This is a genomic window from Neobacillus sp. B24, from assembly GCF_055381825.1.
This window is the reverse complement of the sequence record NZ_AP035777.1, coordinates 1,526,869-1,544,999: the sequence shown is the minus strand read 5'-3', so window position 1 is coordinate 1,544,999 and position 18,131 is coordinate 1,526,869. Positions and strand designations below refer to the sequence as shown.

The window sequence follows — 18,131 nt, the reverse complement described above, 5'->3', positions numbered from 1 at the left end:
TAAAAGTCAGTTGTTCACCTGTTTGCCATAAATTTTAGGTGATAAAAAGGCCATGACCAACATATCTTCATGTTATAACTTCTATTTGCGGGTGTAGTTTAGTGGTAAAACCACAGCCTTCCAAGCTGTTGTTGTGAGTTCGATTCTCATCACCCGCTCCATACATAGCTAACGCAGTGTATTGTTTCGATTAAGAACGATGCGCTGCGTTTTTTCATTTTATCCGCTCCTGTCTGCCTCCCACCTCTAATTTTCACTTTAAAATGACTACCCGTGATATTCGTGCAGGAATTCTTAGTACAAGGCGCATACTCTGCAATAGTAAGAATAATTTAGGGAGTGATAAATATGAGTGATGTGCCTCAAAATCCTAATATTCCAAATAAACTAATTGACCTGCTGGTTAGCGATATCTTTAAGACAAATGGAATCAATTTAGAAGAAGGCAAAAGCAAACTATCAGCTGATGAGAAACAAATGATTAAAGAACTAGTCGATGACCTAAGAAAACAGGTAGATGCATTTGTGAATAGCGAATCCTCATCCAATAGTAAAAATGTATAATTCAAATAACGCTCAAGATGGGCGTTATTTTTTTTATGAAATAAATCGAACAAAAAGAAAAAGCATTCTTCAGATAAAGACAAGAAGCACTACAAAGATGAATATAAAGGAAAATCACGCGAAGAGTCATCTGACGTGCACTACCATGACCACGAGACTTATTACCATGAACCAGCAGGCCATGGAAATCACCATTATGAGGAAAAGCCTCATGACTTTATGCCATATGAGGATAAGACTCATGACTTCAAGCCTTTTGAGGACCATTCATTCGAAGATAAGTCAAAGGAGGATAAATCGATGGAACATGTTCCGTACGGGTATTACCCTGAGAACAAAGATTCTCACAAAGCCGATGTTACTCAAGATGCCAATCAATTTGCAGCAATGGAGCAAGATTCAGATGAATTAATTTACATTAAAGAGTCCTGCAATATTTGTGTCCACACTACTGCTACTCAAGCATCTGCATCCCTACAAATCGCTCTGCAGCTAGCCATTGCCTTAGTCCTACGAATTACTATTTTTGATAATGACAAAGGGAATAGTATTGCTCAAGATTTACTGCAATACTTTGACTCTGAACAAAGTAATAAGCAAAAAATTGTTATCGAAAATTCAAAAGACATTAATGTGAAAACATCTGACACTGATATTGCCGTAAACATTAATGTTCTACTTGAAGTGCTGCTTTCCTTAGTGGTTAAGTTAGACATTGCTTAAAGACAAAAATTGGGAGAGGTGAAAAAAATGACTGAAAAAAAATGGAGAGCATTAGATCAATGCGATAAAGATGGTAAATCGGAAGCAGAAGTCATGCAAGAAGCCGATCAAGTATTTACAAACAAACAACAATCATATGAGTGGATTATTATAAAAGATTCTGAGCAAGTGGACGTCCACACGACTGATACGCAAATTGCACTATCCTTACAAGCAGCCATTCAAGCTGCCATTGCCATTGTCATCACCATTACTCTTGGAGACTCGACAAAGGGTGCCGCAGTGGTCGAAGACCTGAAACAATTATTTAAAAACAGACAACGCAACACACAAAAGACGGTTATTCATGGTTCTAAAAATGTAGAGGTTAAAGCAACCGATACACAAATCGCTGTGAATATTAATGCATTGCTCCAAGTTCTAGCAACAATTGTTGCAAAATTAGACGTAGGGTGATCTGAGTAAAAAGGAGAACACAAATAGATGTGTTCTCCTTTTTGCGCTTTATATAAGATGAGGACTAATTCAACTTAAAGCCTTCGTTAATTCCTCGATCGGAACCAATTCCACTTTAAATAATGAATCCCTTTCTTTTATTTCACAGTATCCAGAAGTGTATGTATAAATGATTTCATAATCTTTTCCATTATAGATCACATGAGTATTTTTCTCCATTGACTCCACCCCCAGGTAAATGCTTATAAACTATATATATAACCTTTTTTTTAAATAGGCTATACGACATTTTTACAATCTTTCCTGAGATTCTATTACTTTTGTAGTATCATCAGTTAGAAACAGAGAAATGGCACGAAACTGACTTAAACTTTTTTTCTATACTATTTTAAAAGCGCAAGCATTAGAATACTTAGTCCAAAATCCTCATATCCCTCATACGCTAAACCTCTAAAACCAAAATACTTTTCGGGAAATTTCTATTTATTTCTAGTGAATTTTCATTGTAAAAAAGCTGATTTTTCCCAATAACCTCTGTAGTTTCGACTAAATACCTATGCAATAGTCCTCTTTCCCGTGAAAAGAACAGACAAGAATCTACAACGTTAGGAGAATAGCGCTTTTTTACTGCGACTTTTTGCGCTATTACTAAAAATAGTAATTTAGTATAGTGTAATTATACTGAAAATTATTTGTTTTCAGTATAATTACACTAGTAAAAAGGGGGCTACATCTACTATTTTTCTATTTAAAAAAATTAAAGGAGGAGTAACATGGGTAATAAAATCACTGCAATTTTACTAGTTTCATTATTATCGATTGGCAGTAGCGGTTTTGCTGCAACAGGTAATCTTACACCGAAACAATTAGATTTACATAAGCCGACGCTATCGAAAACAGGCCTCAAGGCCACTGACCTCCAAAGTGTGGATCCAAATAAAGAAGTTCGCGTTATTGTTGAATTGGATGGCAGTGCCCCAGTACAAACCGCAACGAAAAAAGGTGTAAAATATGATAAGCTAGCTAAAGCAGAGCGTAAACAGCTTGAAAAGGCTGCGAAAAACCAACAAAAAGCGGCAAAAGATAAAATCAAAGGGAAAAATGTCAGCATTAAATACGAGCAAGAATTTAATGCCATCGTAAACGGCTTTAGTGCCAAAGTGAAATACGGTGATATTGAAAAAATCAAGGAAGTATCCGGAGTAAAACAAGTCTATATGGCCACAGAGTATACACTTCCAACTGAAAAGCCTGATATGAAATACAGTAAAGAACTGGTTCAGGCTCAACAAGCTTGGAACGATTTCGAGAACAAAGGCGAGGGAATGGTTGTCGGGATCATTGACTCCGGTATCGATCCTTCCCATAAAGACTTTACATTAACAGATAGTTCCGAAGCAGAATTGTCTGAGGCTGAAGTGAACAGTGAGATTGTTGAGTCTAGTCTCCCTGGACATTTTTGGACTGAGAAAGTTCCTTACGGCTGGAACTATTATGATGGTAATGATGACATCGTTGATGACAATGTGGATACCGGGATGCATGGAATGCACGTAGCTGGAACCGTTGCCGCAAACGGTGACGAAGGAAACGGAGGCATCCAGGGTGTTGCTCCAGAAGCGCAATTATTAGCTTTACGTGTCTTTGGTGAAAATGAAGCAACCACTTATGGCGATATTTATATTAAAGCGATTGATGATGCACTTAAGCTTGGGGCAGATGTACTAAATATGAGTCTTGGTTCTCCTGCCGGATTCGTTGATGCTGAATCTCCTGAGCAACAAGCCGTGAAACGCGCGGTTGACAACGGAGTGGTGATGTCGATTTCAGCAGGTAACTCTACTTACTTTGGAAACGGCTATTTCTACCCATATGCATCCAATCCTGACTATGGTGTAGTGGGAGCACCAGGTGTATCCTATGATTCTATTTCAGTAGCTTCATACGAAAATACCACGTTAACTGTTGATGCTGCCAATGTTTCAATTAATGGGGGCGAAGCAAAACAAACTATGTTCCTGTCTGCAGGACAAACAGCTCCTAAAATTGGAGAAAGCTTTGAATTAGTTCATGCGGGTATTGGAGCTCCTGCTGATTTTGCAGGTAAGGACTTGACAGGCAAATTCGCACTAATTCAACGGGGTACATTAGATTTTGTGACGAAAGCATTGAATGCACAGGCTGCTGGAGCAGCAGGTGTCATTGTTTACAACAACACAGATGGAACAGTAAATATGGCAACAGATGCTAAAATCACCATTCCTCAATTATTCATGTTGAAATCCGATGGAGATACTTTTGCAGCAGCACTTAAAGCAGGCCAAAAAGTTACAGTTACCTTCGGTGGCGAAAAAACTGCAGTACCGAACAGTGCAGCAGGCAAAATGAGTGATTTCAGTTCATGGGGTATTACACCAAACCTTGATTTCAAACCAGAAGTCACAGCACCAGGCGGACAAATTTACTCTACTGCAAATCATGATGAATACCAAATTATGAGTGGTACATCAATGGCAGCTCCACACGTGTCCGGTGGATCAGCCTTAGTTTTAGAACGAGTTGATAAAGAATTTGGTCTTAATGGGGCGGCAAGAGCAAAGCTTGCAAAGAAATTCCTATTAAATACAGCGAAGCCAGTTGATTTTGATGGAGCACCAGTATCTCCTCGCCGTCAAGGAGCTGGGTTAATGCAGCTTCATGCAGCATTAACAACGCCTGTAACGGTGACAGATTCAAAAACTGGCGAAGCAAAAGTAGCTCTTAAAGAGGTTAAAGGCAATACGGTAACATTTACCCTTACAGCAGAAAACTACTCTGACAATGCTGTAACATATGATGTCAATGCAAGTGCACAAACAGATTCTCCTATTAACGGCGGTGGCGTGTTTGTTTCAGCACCTAACATGTTCGGTGCAATTGATTTAGGGCAGGTTGCAACTGTTAATGGTAAGACAACCAGTACAATCGAAGTACCTGCAAAGGGAACAAAATCATTTGACGTCACTGTTGATGTTAGCGACTGGGATGCAGATTTAAAATCCTATTTCACGAATGGTTATTGGTTAGAAGGTTTTGTAAAACTAACGGACCCAACGGATTCAAATCCGGACTTAGTTGTCCCTTACGCTGGCTTTAAAGGTGATTGGAATGCGGCACCAATTGTAGACACCCCTGCTTGGGATCCAATGTCTTACTACGGATACACAGGAGTTGTAACGCCTGTTGGCGGCGGCAGCTACGATTTCTTGGGATTTGATCAAGCAACTGGTAACCTGAATCCAAATCTTATTGCCATTTCACCAAATGGTGACGGGACAAATGATGAGGCAACTTACATTTTATCTCTCCTTCGCAATGCAAAGAAATTTAATTTAAATGTTGTGAATACTGATGGCAAGGTAGTAAAAGAAATTGCCTCAGAAGTAGAAGTACCTAAAAACTACTATGATGGCGGAAGAGGCGCAATGTACTACCTATTCTCTGACTGGACTTGGGATGGTACAATGCTTAACGGTAAGAGAGCTCCTGAAGGCCAATATTACTTGCAGGTAGCAGCAACTCTTGACTATGAAGGTGCTAAACCACAAATCGTTACATTGCCAGTAAAACTTGACGTAACATCTCCTAAACTTAAAACAACCTTAGGCACAGACAGCAAAACAGTGTCTGTGGATGTTTCGGATAAAACAAGTGGTGTGGCTTACTGGTATGTTGAGGTTGATGGTGAACGTGTTTCAGAAGAACCATATGTAAAGGGTGAAACTTCCTTCGTTCTAGACCAGCCAGTAAAAAATGGCCAAACGGTCGAAGTTATTGCCGTTGACAATGCGGGTAACAAATCCTCCAACACTGTAAAAGTCGGCAGCAATGGCAACAACGGAACTACCGGAAATCAGAAATAAATCAGCAAAAGGCAAGCAATCTTTCCAGGTTGCTTGCCTTTTTGTTCCCCATAAAAGTTAACATGGATTTGGATGGTGCCCAGTCACCCTATTGATCTCAAATGGGTATCAATCCAATGAATAACATCGTCTTGGACTTCTTCCCTGTTTGTTTCATTCAGCAATTCATGGCGGGCACCCTCATAAAATTTATACGTAACATTTTGCATCCCTTCCGCCTTATACGCCTGGAAGGACTTAAGGACCCCTTTCGTGTCTCCCCCAACGGGATCCTTGCTGCCAGAAATGAGAAAAATCGGCAGACTGGCCGGTGTCGCCATAATATTTTCAGGTTTATTTACCGTTTCAAGACCCTCGAGCAGGTCATAGTAAAATCCGGCAGTAAAAACACCACCGCATAAAGGATCAGCTATATACATATCTACTTCCTGTTCATCTCTGCTGAGCCAATCGAAATCTGTCCGGGTTGGTTTAAACGCTTTATTATAGCTGCCAAAGGTGAGTTTGTTCATTAATGGACTCGGCGTTCTGCTGCCCTTCTTTTTCTTCTCACGCGCTGCTATCATCTTGCCGATTTTCCCTATGATTCCAGGATCCCCGCCTGTACCGCTAAGAATAACGCCAGCAAGCCTGTTTCCGTAAAGTTGAATGTACCGCCTCGATAAAAACGAACCCATACTATGGCCGAATAAAAAGATCGGCACGCCGGGATATTCTTTTTCAATGATGGAAGTTAGCGCTTCCATATCGTTCACGACCCTTTCAAACCCTTCCTCATCGGCAAAATACCCGATGCTGTTTGTCTTAGACCCTGTCATCCCATGGCCGCGATGGTCATTTCCATAGACAAATATATTTTGTGAAACTAGCACTCTTGCAAAAGAATCATACCGCTTTACATGCTCTGCCATTCCGTGGGAGATTTGAACAATCGCTCTCGGTTTTTCCGAGCTCTCTCCCCCCCACTTCACTGCATAAATTTCCAGTCCATCACTACCTTGATAGGAAAATTCTGTTTGCATCATCGATTATCTCTCCTTATAAAGAAAAAGGAGACCCACCCAATTGCCGTAAAAAATTGTGTGAGCCTCCGATCCTTCATCTTCCTATTAACCTAAGAAAAATATATCGAACCTGCAGTATATTGTCAAATTCGCCCTTTTTTCAAACGATAATTACATCCTATACTCATTAACACATAGAATAATTGCTAGTTTCCATGTAAAATTAACTTTAAAACAAGGCACCTGAGGTGAAGTCATGGCAGAAAAATCTTCGTATATGTATCTATTATTTCTTGGTTTGTACGCAATCTCCTATATGGGAAATGCCGTTTATGGAACATTTATGCCCGTTTATTTAAAAGATATCGGATTAAGCCAGACGTCGATTGCTACCCTTTTAAGCTTTGGCCCCTTAATTGCGATTCTTGCTCAACCTATTTGGGGCACCATCGGAGATCGGTCAGAAAGTAAAAACAAAGTCCTGCAATTGCTGACCCTGGGAAGTGCTATTTCGGTATTGTTATTTCCACTATCTGATCAATATTTTTATTTATTGATCATAATATGCTTGACTGCATTTTTTCAGTCATCGATCAACCCGATTAGCGATGCCATCACCCTGGAACATCTGTCTAAAACCAAATGGAATTTTGGCCCAATTCGATTGGCAGGAACAATTGGATATGCCGTGATGTCTGTTGTTTTTGGTATTATTGCAAGCAGAAATATAAACAGTATTTTTATTGTATTTACAGTTATTATGCTTCTGACACTTTTAATTTGTACCAAACTCCCTAAAATAAAGGGGCACCAGACTAGTAAAAACAAAGTTTCTTTGCTAGTACTATTAAAAAACCGAAAGCTGCTACTGTATATCACGATTAATTTTATGATACAGGTGACTCTTGGCTATTATTACGCTTTTTTCCCTATTTATACAAACAATTAGGCGCAGATAACAGTTTGCTCGGCTGGTCCATGCTTGTTTCGGCAATAAGTGAGATACCATTCTTGCTTTTTGGTCATAAAATTACCCAATGATTTGGTATTCCAGTGGTGTTATTAGGAGCTGCATTCTTCGCGGGCATTCGCTGGCTGCTCCTTTACTGGGTACATAATCCATTCATGGTACTGCCGATGCAATTGTTCCATGGCGTAATTTTTATCGTATTATCCGTAACACTGGCTATTTTTATTAATCAAGAAGTGCCTAAGGAATTAAAGGCATCTGGACAGACAATTAACGGTTTAATTAGTTTGGGACTTGCTAGAATCATCGGTAGTATTGCTGGCGGTGTTGCTAGTGACTATCTCGGAATGCGTCAAGTATTTTTATATAATGGAGTCTTTGCCTTTATCACATTTATTGTTTTCTCTTGGATTTTCTTAAAGGAATCTAAGGCTGTACCAAAGGCTTCTGTTTCTTAATAACCGTAAATAGTTGTCTACACGATTAGAGTATCGTATTCGTCTATTAAAATGAAAAAAGGTCAACGCTCGAATTGCTTCAGAGCATTGACCTTTTTGGCTTTCTGGTCTTAAATGATACCGGTGGTCGGGGTCGAACCGACACTCCTTACGGAACACGATTTTGAGTCGTGCGCGTCTGCCAATTCCGCCACACCGGCAAAGTGTAAAGATGGCAGTGATTTTACTGGTCGGGAAGACAGGATTCGAACCTGCGACCCCTTGGTCCCAAACCAAGTGCTCTACCAAGCTGAGCTACTTCCCGAACATATATGGCGCGCCCGACAGGAGTCGAACCCATAACCTTCTGATCCGTAGTCAGACGCTCTATCCAATTGAGCTACGGGCGCATTTAATGGTGGAGGATGACGGGATCGAACCGCCGACCCTCTGCTTGTAAGGCAGATGCTCTCCCAGCTGAGCTAATCCTCCAATATGTTATAACCAAAAGTCCTAACTGCTCGACCAAGATGAATATATGAAACTATCATATGGCGGAGAGCAAGGGATTTGAACCCTTGATACGCGATTAACGTATACACGATTTCCAATCGTGCTCCTTCGGCCACTCGGACAGCTCTCCACATGAGTCAGCTTTAAAATAATATCACGTTTTGAGTCGTTAGCCAAGAGTATTTTTTTCCAATCCTGTTGCCCTGTTTCAACAAAAAAAGCATTTACTTGGCTGAAATGCTTTCCATTGTTGTTATTTTTCTTTTTTATTTTCTTTTTATTTTTCTTTTTGTCGACGGGTTGTATCACGGTTCGTCGACGTATCGGTAAATGTACTAATGTAACTCAAGCCAATCCAGATGTGTCCTAAATGCTTTTTAAAAAATTTCCTCCCCCCCTGTCCTTTTCACCCTTAGAACGGTATATAGAGGGTGAAAGGAGGTGAGAAACAATGGCACAATCAATTTTGGAAGGCACGAAGCTTCGTTTGATGTTTGAGGTAGGCCTTGATGATTTGGGTAAAACAATCTACAAGTCTAAAACGTTTAGTAACGTGAGAAAGGAAGTTACGGGGGATCAATTATTCCAAGCATCGATGGCGATTTCTACATTATGCAATGATCCACTAAACACAGTGGAGCGTAGCGACAACACCATAGTCACTGCTTAATCCTTTAAGTAAACATTAGTGCACCCCGTACTCTGATCTGATGGTGCAAGAATCGAAAAGGAGGTGAAAACAATGGCAAAAACACTAGAATTACAGTTTGTCACGGAGCTCGGCAAGACAGCCCGCCTTTCCTTGGATAATCCAAAGGAACCCATTGACGAAGCAGCAGTAAAGCAGGCAATGGAACAAATCATCGCGGCAGATGTCTTCACATCAGCGAGCGGCCGCTACGTTGAGGCTAAAGGCGCTCGCGTCGTCGATCGCAACATCGTTGAATATGAGATTGTTTAATGAAACGGAGGCCGGATTCAGTCAATGAACCCGGCCTTTTTAATAAATTTTCAAGGAAGGAGTAAACATTCGTGGACCAACTCATCCCACTCGTCAGCGAGGTAGGCTTTCCCATCGTCGTGACCCTTTATCTGCTTTACCGGATTGAATCCAAGCTCGATTTAGTGGTTCAATCGATTCAAAATTTGCCCGAGCGAATGAAAGGGTGAAATATATTATGTTTGTATCTCAGAATCCTAAATCAAAAAGTTTAGGGTTCTTATTTTTCCCAACTCAAAAAAAAACAACCTGCTCGCAGTACCTTATTCATTTAATTGCCATATCACACCTTTTTATATAATATTTTGAATGAGTATTAATATCTGAGGGGGTGCATCATTGCCAATCGTCTCTGAGAATTATAAAAAAAATTAAAAAGCCTTGATACTAAAAAGTGCTTTTGAATGTTTTGCCCAAAAAGGCTTTCAAGTCGCTACAATGGAGGATATCGTAAACCATTCTAAAATGAGCAAAGGCAATCCGGAAGAACTTTCTCTCATCTTCTGGGGCGTCATTGATGGCAGTTCGCTCCATCATGCTATGCTTCTACAACACTATCCCTTTCAAAATGTCATCACCGAACTTAAACAACTGATTTATTCAAAATTAAAAAAATGAAAGACGATCATTCCTCAGCGTAGAATGATCGTCTTTATTTAAGTCAGGTTTGTTTTATTCTTTAATGAATTCCTTTGTACTTCTCACTGTATCAATTGGGCGAACGTATTTTTCTATTTCTGCGCGCTTAGGCTCTAGAAATGGAGGTAATGATAATTTTTCCCCTAGCGTTTCATAAGGTTCATCTCCCATGAAACCAGGACCATCTGTGGCAAACTCAAATAATATTTGTGGAGCAACTCTTGCGTACAAGGACTCGAAGAAGTGACGATTGACATAACCAGATGTATGGAATCCAAAACTGCTCATCCGTTCAATCCATTCTTCTAATACAGAGCGATCCTCCACTCGAAATGCCGCATGGTGCACCGTTCCATATCCTTGTCGGGCATCAGGAAGAACCGCATTATATTCCACAATAACCGAGGCACCATTGCCGCCTTCACCTACTTCAAACAAATGGAATGACCCTTCTTGAGCAGTCTCTTTAAACAGTAGGACTTTTTCCAGCATTTCTTTAAAGTAATCGAAGTTTGCAATTCGCACAAAGACGGGCCCTAAACCAGTAATGGCAAATTGAAGTGGAATTGGCCCCTTTTGCCAAGGTGTACCCGATTCTATTCCTTTATTGACCTCATCTGAAATCAATTGGTATTGTTGATCATCAAAATCAACAAAAGAAAGAGTTTTCTTTCCAAATTGTTCTTTGATCCCCGTATGTTTGACTTCTAAACGATCAAAACGTTTTACCCAATAGTCTAATGCAGCATCACTTGGCACACGGAAAGATGTCTTTGAAATTTCGTTTGTCCCGTGTACACCCTTCGGAATGCCAGGGAAATCAAAGAAAGTCATGTCTGTACCTGCGCTGCCTTTATCATCTGCAAAAAAAAGGTGGTAGGTTTGAATATCATCTTGATTGACTGTTTTTTTAACTAAACGCATCCCTAAAACATAAGTGAAAAATTCATAGTTCTTTTCTGCACTGCTTGTAATAGCTGTTACATGATGTATGCCCTTCAGTTGATTCATTTTATATTCCTCCAAAAATTAAATTTAGGATGTATGTTCATAGTATTTCTTCCAATTCTTATTTTCGATGTAGTTTTAAAAAAATATGGCAGGCACACAGAATTTATTGTGCTTCTTCCATTAAGCCATTGACTTCATCAAGTTGGAGTACACGCATATTCCGCGGTAAAAAGCTCCGTATCTCTTCTTCATTAAACCCAACTTTTAATCTTTTTTCATCAAGAATTAAGGGTTTCCTTAATAGTCCAGGATTTTCTGCAATTATCGTATACAATTCTGGAAGTGATAGAGAATCGATATTTATATTTAACTCCTGAAAGACTTTTGACTTAGTTGAGATAATTTCATCTGTACCCTCTTCTGTTAAGTGGAGAATATTCTTAATCTCATCCAATGTAAGCCCTTCATGTTGGATATTTCTTTCTTTGTAAGGAATATGATGTTCATCAAACCAAGCTTTCGCCTTCCGGCACGAAGTACAACTAGGTGAAATATATAAAGTTACCATTATGAACACTCCTTCGGTGATTTGTCAGTTCAACTAATATCAAATAGATTCACCTTTTACCTCGAATTTAAATATCTCGAATTAAAGATACATTAATTATAAATCTTCTTCTCTAAATGTCAACAGCAAATAATTACAATTTGCATATGAAATTGACACTCGTTTTTTACTGGTCCTTAATGAGTAACCATTGGTATTAATAATAATAAGCGGAAATTTTTCGGTTAAACTGTAGAATAGGGCTGATTTGGGGTATATAAGCGGAATTTTTCCGATTAAGCTAAGCAAAATCAGCCATTTTTATGTTTTTTGAGTCAATAGTCGGAATCTGTCCGTCTATTCAAGTGATTTTCAGTGGTATTTCTAAATTAAGAGAAATTTCTCCCCTTATTTGTTAACAGATATAAATTGCAATACAAATTGGGCTACATTTTCGATGACATTTTGAGGATTTGCGACAGGACCGGTATCCTTTAGAGGAACCCCTTCCTCTTCAGGCCCTTCAATAAAAAAGGCTGACTGTTATAACGATGAGTGGAAATAAAATTGACCCTACGTTTATAAAGTTCAAGTTTAATGAAGCAATTATTCTTTTAAAGGTATGTTTACTTTTTAGACCTTGAAAACTGCTTGCTGTCTCTGCTTCGCTATAATTAGTAACAATCCCCCCTTCACTAGTGAAATAAAGCGATATGGCAGTAGTGAATACTCCAACATAAAACATCATATCAATCAATTTAATTTCAAATTTCTGTGACAGGAAATAGCTTGCCACGAATTGTAATAAAACCAAAAGAGAAGTAAGAATAAAAAAAAGATATTAAATAAAAAAGAGAAGTGCGCTAACACTTCTACTTGTAGCCTATCCCTATGGCACTATCCATTAGTCGTCCATTTTTATGGTGAATTCAAACCCTGTCGGCTTTGCTTTAAATGGAGTTTTACTTTCCTTAAAGACAAATTTTATGTTAGAAAAATCGTCTGGAATAGGTGGTGATATGATATAAGTATAGGATGTATGCCCACCTGAACCGCCCCCGCCTTCATTTCGGCAGTCGTAATCTGTCCCTTCACCGTCATCTATGGAAAGGTGAAACCAAGGATGATGTTCCCGAAAAGCTCCTGGCATTTCATCGGTATCATCCCGATCAATGGTAAGATGAACCACACTGGCATTTTGAAATTGACGGACAAATGTCACCGTGTAAAACAAATCAGCTCTTTCAAATGATTTCAAGATCGGAATATTTTTAACAAATCCTTCTGGTTCTACAATCGGTTTGAATAACTCTTCATTATAAAAATGTCCAAACACACCATTTAAAAATAATTCATTTAAGCTATATTTTTGGGACCACTCTGTAATAAGTTTTTCGGTTGGAAATCCAGGATTATTATTCGAGAGGTCTTTCCGTTTCTTGATTAACTCGCAAATTTGCTCATCGATATCCACTATTCGCTCATCATAGTGTTCTGTTGGTGGTTCGAATCCCATACGCTTCATATTCTCCGTCTCCCCTGCTCCCTAAACTAATTAGGAGTTATATCTTGTTAAAGGATTGCATTGGCAATAAGCTTGTCAATCTTTCGAATATCAACACCCTTTTTTAGATTTACTTTTATGTGGCCAGCCCTCGTCCATAATTCAACCTCTGAATTCACATCAAAAAAACTACCCGCGTTTTCCGTTGACCACATATTAATGGAAGAATACGGCAGGGAATAAATCTCGACCTTTTTTCCAGTTAACCCTTGAGCGTCTCTTACGATTAATCTTTTATTGGTGAAGATTGCACTATCGCGAATTGTTTTATAAGCAGCAATCGCCACTTCCCCATCGACTAAAATTCCGTTCACATCATTTGGAATTGGACATTCAGAGATGAACGTCCATTGCAAGATTCCCTGTGCTGCAGCAGCCATTAAAAACGCCTCCTATATATTTTTTCTTCACAAATTAAATTCTGTAAATATTTACTAAAACCTTTTTTTCTTCGAAAATACAAAGAAACAATTCAAATGCTTTTCATGTTTAACACATAACTTCTAGCTTTATATAACTTGTACAAAACTGTAAAATATATGTAATACATGATAAATGGGGGAAGCTTATGGAAAGATGGGAATATAAAACAATTAAGTTTAAACCGGGGGGCTTTTTCGGCGGGAAGCTGAATGAAGATGAATTCGAAAAAGGACTTAATGAATATGGAAACAATGGCTGGGAACTGATTTCCTGCTTTGACACCGTAAGCGTCAAATAGAATCCACCTATTAACATATATAGTACCTGTGAGATAATCTCTTCAAATCAAGGTTTGAGGAGGTTTTCTATGTCCAAGAGAAATAATCTAGAATTGTATAAAGAATGGGAGCGGAGGATCGCCCTTTACAAGACGAGTGGTCTAACCCAATCCAAATGGTGTGAAATCAATGAAATAAGTATTCATCAGTTAAAGTATTGGCTTTATAAAATCGATAGTTCTGATTCAAGCCAAAAATCCAATAACAAGTGGATACCGATAGCATTAGAAGAATCTGATGAGCAACAAAATGAAACATTAAATATTAAAGTTGGTTCAGCATCCATCGAGGTTAAACCTGGCTTCAATCCAAAACTACTGGCGGAAGTAGTAAAGGCATTGAAATCAGTATGTTAAAAGAAGTTACGGTAGATCGTGTCTACCTCGCACGAGGTAGCACAGATTTACGGAAATCTATCGATGGATTGGCTGCTCTTGTAAAAGAAGAATTCGAACTAGATCCCTTTTCTTCAAGTCTATTTGTTTTTTGTAACCGGCAGCGGGACAAGTTAAAAATTCTTCAGTGGGAGCATAACGGCTTTTGGCTTTATTATCGCCGGCTGGAGAGAGGAAATTTTCATTGGCCATCTGAAAGTAATAGTACAGCTCCTTTGAAAATTAGTCCTCGACAATTGCGGTGGCTCCTCGATGGATTATCATTGGAACAAAAACATGCTCACCCTGTTGTAACGGCAAGAACAGTAATTTAAATAATGAAAAATCAGGGAATTCGCCCATTTTGTCGTATAATAAATTTATGAAAAAGACAGTGAATTCTACTACCCCAACCCCTACAATTGAAGAACTTCTGCAACGCTTGGAAATGCTGGAGAAGCAAAATGCAGAATTAGAGGCGAAGCTAAAAAAGCAGAGCTCGTTAGAGGCAAAATTAAAATGGACTGAAGAACAGCTTCGCCTTCTGCAGAAAAATAGATTCGGCTTTTCCAGCGAAAGAACTAACCCCGATCAATTGGAACTTTTCAATGAAGTCGAAAAAGAAGCCAATCCAGATTTGCCAGAACCTACTTTGGACTCCATTACCTATCAACGGCGCCGCAAAGTTAGCGGCCAACGTGAAATGATGTTAGAAAACTTGCCTGTGGAGACGATTGACTATCGTCTATCCCCTGAAGAGCAGGTTTGTTCGTGTTGTGGTGGAAACCTACATGAAATGAGTACGCAAGTACGCCAGGAACTGAAATACATTCCTGCGGAATTGAAAGTGGTCAAGCATATTCAACACATTTATTCTTGTCGCCATTGTGAGCGAGAGGAATTGGAAACTCCGATTGTAACAGCACCAATGCCTAGACCGGTTCATTCGGGAAGTTTAGCATCTCCATCTCTAATGGCACATATTATGAATCAAAAATATGTGGATGGGCTGCCATTATATCGCCAAGAAAAGCAATTTTCCAGATTGGGGGTACCGTTATCACGCCAAACTCTTGCCAATTGGATGATTCACGGGGCCAGCCGGTGGTTGAGTCCACTTTATGATCGCATGCATCAACTTCTTTTGGAAAAGGATATTTTGCATGCGGACGAATCGACTCTGCAGGTACTTCACGAACCCGGTCGGCCAGCCACGTCAAAATCATATCTCTGGCTCTACCGCACTGGAAAGGAAGGACCTTCAATCATCCTTTACGATTATCAGGAAACTAGGTCAGGTAAAAATGCCGAGAAATTCCTGTCAGGGTTTAAAGGATATTTACAGGTTGATGGATACGCCGGGTACCATAAGGTACCTAATGTAAAACTAGTCGGTTGCATGGCCCATGCTCGACGTAAATTTGATGAGGCTTTAAAAGTATTGCCTTCTTCAAAGCGTCTGACATCAGGAGCAGCAGCAATAGAAGGTCTCCAATACTGTAACCAACTATATCGCATTGAGCGTGATCTAAAAGAATTATCCCATGCAGAACGATACGAAAAACGTTTAGAACGCAGCAAGCCGGTCTTGGATGCTTTTTTGTCATGGCTAAAAATACAGCAGCAACAAGCGTTACCAAAAAGTGCTTTAGGTCAGGCGGTAACTTACTGTCTTAATCAATGGGATAAATTAGTGGCATACCTAGAGGATGGACGTTTGGAGATTGATAATAATCGAAGTGAGCGTTCAATCAAGCCCTTTGTGATTGGAAGAAAAAACTTCTTATTCTCAAATACACCGAGAGGTGCAAGGGCTAGTGCAATTATTTATAGTATTGTGGAGACAGCAAAGGAAAATGGGTTAAATCCATATTGTTATCTTCGCTTTCTTTTTGGGAGGTTACCCAACATTGATCTAACAGATAAAAATGCCCTGGATAAAGTGCTGCCTTGGTCAACAACACTTCCAATTGTTTGTAGAGATTTTAAAAACTTACCTAAATAATAACGCGATCCCCGCCTGGTTCACAGGTGGGGATTATTTTACGCTTACTTGACACCAGTTTCGGCCAAGGCACCTCAAGAGAAGTCATTGCTGTTATGAAAAGGAAGAAGAATTAATCGGTAAATGAAAAAATATTTATTATCTATTACTACTATATTGTTACTCATCGGTTGCGGCCATGAATTACCAATCTACGATGAGGACAGGAACTTTGATACAACGATAATCAATGGGACTCAATATGCTCTACAAACATTAAGTTTTAATGGCCAAACATATACCTCCGAACCTGAACAGTACATATACCCTGATGACTATGACCGTTTTAAGCTTGGCAGACAAATTGGAAAAACTCAAGATGGTATGGAAATATACGCGGTGAAAAATGACAAGAAACGTATCGCAATGCGGGGATTTATGTTTCCAACAACTTTTTATAAACTGAGTGAAAGTGGAAAATAGTGTGAACTACAAAGGAACTCCATGGGGACGGTTCTGATGGCTCCCCTAGAGCCATCAGAACCGTCCCCATGGTACCCGTCGCAAGGCGAGAGCCAAAATATGCAAGTAGTTCATAATAACTTGCATGTTCTAGGCTCTTACATTTGTTTTCTTATAATATTAAGCTATAAATCCTTATCCCTGTCATAAGCCCTTGGCGGTGCTTCCACCCAACCTTTATCAATTAAGATATTCATACCATCGTCAACAAATAAGCCAATGTTCGCAAGGGTTCTTCCATACAAGAAATTTATATCTCTTCTAGCCGTTACCGCCATTGAGTTTCCGAATGACCTTATCTTCATGGCGAACATGTCCACTTTATGGAACAGCATGATCTTATCGGAAAAAGGTGGATAGGCAGATGGTAAAACTAAATGGTCTAGATATGACGGTGATTGAATGTGATCAACATGCAGTTTTTCTTTATACTGTTTAACCGCTCTATCAGTCATATCTAAACCACGTTTAAACAATGCCTTTATCTGTTGATCTTGGACAACTTGATGGAATCCCAATAATAAAGCCATACTGGTGACGTTATTCTCGATATTATCCCAAAGATGTATGATTTCTAAGGCCTGTAATGGTCGGACATCTCCAAAAAAACCATTTAAATAACTTTGTTTATTCACTTTTTCAATTCCATCTGGTGTTGGAATGATAGGAGCTTCAGCAATGAGTTTCTTTTCCATTAGGATATTATTAATTTGTCCTAAGAACACTGTAGTACATTGATTACAATAAATGAAAAACTCCCTAATATCCTCCCGCAAAACCAATGGTACTGCTACGGCGTAAAGACTCATGCCTGCCTTAGCGGCATATTTTAGATAATGAACGTAAAATTCATCTGCATATAAGCGTGGGGCACCTAGATTTACATCATCTTCAGTAAATCCAACTGGGATCGGGAAATTTTCATTTTTTAAAAACCCTTCAATCCTCTGTGTAAAATCTTTTGATAAGGCTAAACCATTTTCCAATACCATCTTAATATCTTCATCTACACAATGTTGAAGAAAATAACTTAAGATTTGGATAGACATGCTGTTTCCCATATAGGTAGCCCAAAGTTTCCCCATTTCAAAAGTCGTTAAAGGCTTGGTCTCATCTAATATTTTTGGATTGATATTGAGTGGTTTCAACACATTCATTGGATTTAAATCTATATCGGCGGTCATAACCAATCTCCTTTTCACGCGCTTTTGCTTAGGATT

General features: G+C 39.2%; 22 protein-coding genes and 6 tRNA genes. 16 read left to right on the top strand and 12 right to left on the bottom strand.

Annotated elements, in window-relative coordinates; translation table 11 throughout:
- Window positions 1-87 precede the first annotated feature (87 nt).
- From ACZ43M_RS07740 to ACZ43M_RS07725, 4 genes are all read left to right on the top strand, one after another.
- A tRNA-Gly gene (locus ACZ43M_RS07740) sits at window positions 88-161 on the top strand.
- A gap of 187 nt (window positions 162-348) precedes the next feature.
- A complete protein-coding gene (locus ACZ43M_RS07735) occupies window positions 349-564 on the top strand; it encodes a spore coat protein (RefSeq protein WP_464506811.1) in 216 nt (71 codons plus the stop codon).
- Window positions 565-699: 135 nt separating this feature from the next.
- Complete coding sequence (locus ACZ43M_RS07730; protein WP_464506810.1) at window positions 700-1,287, top strand: spore coat protein; 588 nt, start codon at window positions 700-702, stop codon at window positions 1,285-1,287.
- 27 nt (window positions 1,288-1,314) lie between these two features.
- Window positions 1,315-1,743: a spore coat protein gene (locus tag ACZ43M_RS07725; RefSeq protein WP_464506808.1), complete on the top strand. Its 429-nt coding sequence runs from the start codon at window positions 1,315-1,317 to the stop codon at window positions 1,741-1,743.
- Window positions 1,744-1,812: 69 nt separating this feature from the next.
- Here ACZ43M_RS07725 and ACZ43M_RS07720 read toward each other — a convergent pair whose 3' ends face one another.
- Window positions 1,813-1,962: a hypothetical protein gene (locus tag ACZ43M_RS07720; RefSeq protein ID WP_464506807.1), complete on the bottom strand. Its 150-nt coding sequence runs from the start codon at window positions 1,960-1,962 to the stop codon at window positions 1,813-1,815.
- A gap of 554 nt (window positions 1,963-2,516) precedes the next feature.
- Here ACZ43M_RS07720 and ACZ43M_RS07715 point away from each other — a divergent pair.
- Window positions 2,517-5,645, top strand: a complete 3,129-nt coding sequence (locus ACZ43M_RS07715; RefSeq protein ID WP_464506806.1) for a S8 family serine peptidase — start codon at window positions 2,517-2,519, stop codon at window positions 5,643-5,645.
- Window positions 5,646-5,728: 83 nt separating this feature from the next.
- Here the strand turns inward: ACZ43M_RS07715 and ACZ43M_RS07710 are convergent, their stop codons facing one another.
- A complete protein-coding gene (locus ACZ43M_RS07710; RefSeq protein ID WP_464506804.1) occupies window positions 5,729-6,670 on the bottom strand; it encodes an alpha/beta hydrolase in 942 nt (313 codons plus the stop codon).
- A gap of 235 nt (window positions 6,671-6,905) precedes the next feature.
- Here ACZ43M_RS07710 and ACZ43M_RS07705 point away from each other — a divergent pair, with 235 nt between their 5' ends.
- A complete protein-coding gene (locus ACZ43M_RS07705) occupies window positions 6,906-7,598 on the top strand; it encodes an MFS transporter (RefSeq protein ID WP_464506803.1) in 693 nt (230 codons plus the stop codon).
- Between the two features lie 107 nt (window positions 7,599-7,705).
- Window positions 7,706-8,077, top strand: coding sequence for an MFS transporter (locus tag ACZ43M_RS07700; protein ID WP_464506801.1), 372 nt, complete (start codon window positions 7,706-7,708; stop codon window positions 8,075-8,077).
- 118 nt (window positions 8,078-8,195) lie between these two features.
- On the opposite strand, the gene ACZ43M_RS07695 is transcribed toward ACZ43M_RS07700, so the two are convergent.
- From ACZ43M_RS07695 to ACZ43M_RS07675, 5 genes are all read right to left on the bottom strand, one after another.
- Window positions 8,196-8,277 (bottom strand) — tRNA-Leu (locus ACZ43M_RS07695).
- A 27-nt stretch (window positions 8,278-8,304) separates the two neighbouring features.
- Window positions 8,305-8,381 (bottom strand) — tRNA-Pro (locus ACZ43M_RS07690).
- A gap of 8 nt (window positions 8,382-8,389) precedes the next feature.
- Window positions 8,390-8,466, bottom strand: a tRNA-Arg gene (locus tag ACZ43M_RS07685).
- A gap of 6 nt (window positions 8,467-8,472) precedes the next feature.
- A tRNA-Val gene (locus ACZ43M_RS07680) sits at window positions 8,473-8,548 on the bottom strand.
- 60 nt (window positions 8,549-8,608) lie between these two features.
- Window positions 8,609-8,699: transfer RNA gene (locus tag ACZ43M_RS07675), tRNA-Ser, on the bottom strand.
- 321 nt (window positions 8,700-9,020) lie between these two features.
- Between ACZ43M_RS07675 and ACZ43M_RS07670 the strand changes: the two genes are divergently transcribed.
- From ACZ43M_RS07670 to ACZ43M_RS07655, 4 genes are all read left to right on the top strand, one after another.
- On the top strand, window positions 9,021-9,239 hold the full coding sequence (locus tag ACZ43M_RS07670; protein WP_464506800.1) for a DUF1659 domain-containing protein: 219 nt from the start codon (window positions 9,021-9,023) through the stop codon (window positions 9,237-9,239).
- Window positions 9,240-9,311: 72 nt separating this feature from the next.
- Window positions 9,312-9,530: a DUF2922 domain-containing protein gene (locus ACZ43M_RS07665; RefSeq protein ID WP_464505202.1), complete on the top strand. Its 219-nt coding sequence runs from the start codon at window positions 9,312-9,314 to the stop codon at window positions 9,528-9,530.
- Between the two features lie 71 nt (window positions 9,531-9,601).
- Window positions 9,602-9,739, top strand: coding sequence for a YvrJ family protein (locus ACZ43M_RS07660; RefSeq protein ID WP_066308016.1), 138 nt, complete (start codon window positions 9,602-9,604; stop codon window positions 9,737-9,739).
- A 211-nt stretch (window positions 9,740-9,950) separates the two neighbouring features.
- Entirely contained in the window at window positions 9,951-10,187 is a 237-nt protein-coding gene (locus ACZ43M_RS07655) for a helix-turn-helix domain-containing protein (protein ID WP_464506799.1), read from the top strand.
- Between the two features lie 54 nt (window positions 10,188-10,241).
- Here the strand turns inward: ACZ43M_RS07655 and ACZ43M_RS07650 are convergent, their stop codons facing one another.
- The 4 genes from ACZ43M_RS07650 to ACZ43M_RS07635 form a co-directional block, all read right to left on the bottom strand.
- Window positions 10,242-11,219, bottom strand: a complete 978-nt coding sequence (locus ACZ43M_RS07650; RefSeq protein ID WP_464506798.1) for a ring-cleaving dioxygenase — start codon at window positions 11,217-11,219, stop codon at window positions 10,242-10,244.
- 103 nt (window positions 11,220-11,322) lie between these two features.
- The gene (gene spxA, locus ACZ43M_RS07645; protein WP_464506797.1) at window positions 11,323-11,727 is read right to left on the bottom strand and encodes a transcriptional regulator SpxA; all 405 of its coding nucleotides are present in this window, start codon (window positions 11,725-11,727) and stop codon (window positions 11,323-11,325) included.
- 883 nt (window positions 11,728-12,610) lie between these two features.
- Window positions 12,611-13,231 (bottom strand): hypothetical protein, encoded by a 621-nt coding sequence (locus ACZ43M_RS07640; RefSeq protein ID WP_464506795.1) that lies wholly within the window; start codon window positions 13,229-13,231, stop codon window positions 12,611-12,613.
- A 47-nt stretch (window positions 13,232-13,278) separates the two neighbouring features.
- Complete coding sequence (locus tag ACZ43M_RS07635) at window positions 13,279-13,650, bottom strand: PH domain-containing protein (protein ID WP_464506794.1); 372 nt, start codon at window positions 13,648-13,650, stop codon at window positions 13,279-13,281.
- 188 nt (window positions 13,651-13,838) lie between these two features.
- On the opposite strand from ACZ43M_RS07635, the gene ACZ43M_RS07630 reads away from it, so the two are divergent.
- The 5 genes from ACZ43M_RS07630 to ACZ43M_RS07610 all read left to right on the top strand — a co-directional run bounded on the left by ACZ43M_RS07630 (window position 13,839) and on the right by ACZ43M_RS07610 (window position 16,872).
- Window positions 13,839-13,991, top strand: coding sequence for a DUF4177 domain-containing protein (locus ACZ43M_RS07630; protein WP_464506793.1), 153 nt, complete (start codon window positions 13,839-13,841; stop codon window positions 13,989-13,991).
- Between the two features lie 69 nt (window positions 13,992-14,060).
- A complete protein-coding gene (gene tnpA / locus ACZ43M_RS07625; protein WP_464503324.1) occupies window positions 14,061-14,387 on the top strand; it encodes an IS66 family insertion sequence element accessory protein TnpA in 327 nt (108 codons plus the stop codon).
- Window positions 14,381-14,740, top strand: a complete 360-nt coding sequence (gene tnpB / locus ACZ43M_RS07620; RefSeq protein ID WP_464503325.1) for an IS66 family insertion sequence element accessory protein TnpB — start codon at window positions 14,381-14,383, stop codon at window positions 14,738-14,740. Before tnpA ends, tnpB begins: the two co-directional genes overlap by 7 nt.
- A gap of 47 nt (window positions 14,741-14,787) precedes the next feature.
- On the top strand, window positions 14,788-16,410 hold the full coding sequence (gene tnpC / locus ACZ43M_RS07615) for an IS66 family transposase (protein ID WP_464507943.1): 1,623 nt from the start codon (window positions 14,788-14,790) through the stop codon (window positions 16,408-16,410).
- Between the two features lie 123 nt (window positions 16,411-16,533).
- Window positions 16,534-16,872, top strand: coding sequence for a hypothetical protein (locus tag ACZ43M_RS07610; protein ID WP_464506792.1), 339 nt, complete (start codon window positions 16,534-16,536; stop codon window positions 16,870-16,872).
- A 164-nt stretch (window positions 16,873-17,036) separates the two neighbouring features.
- Here ACZ43M_RS07610 and ACZ43M_RS07605 read toward each other — a convergent pair whose 3' ends face one another.
- The gene (locus ACZ43M_RS07605) at window positions 17,037-18,095 is read right to left on the bottom strand and encodes a DUF3231 family protein (RefSeq protein WP_464506791.1); all 1,059 of its coding nucleotides are present in this window, start codon (window positions 18,093-18,095) and stop codon (window positions 17,037-17,039) included.
- Window positions 18,096-18,131 lie beyond the last annotated feature (36 nt).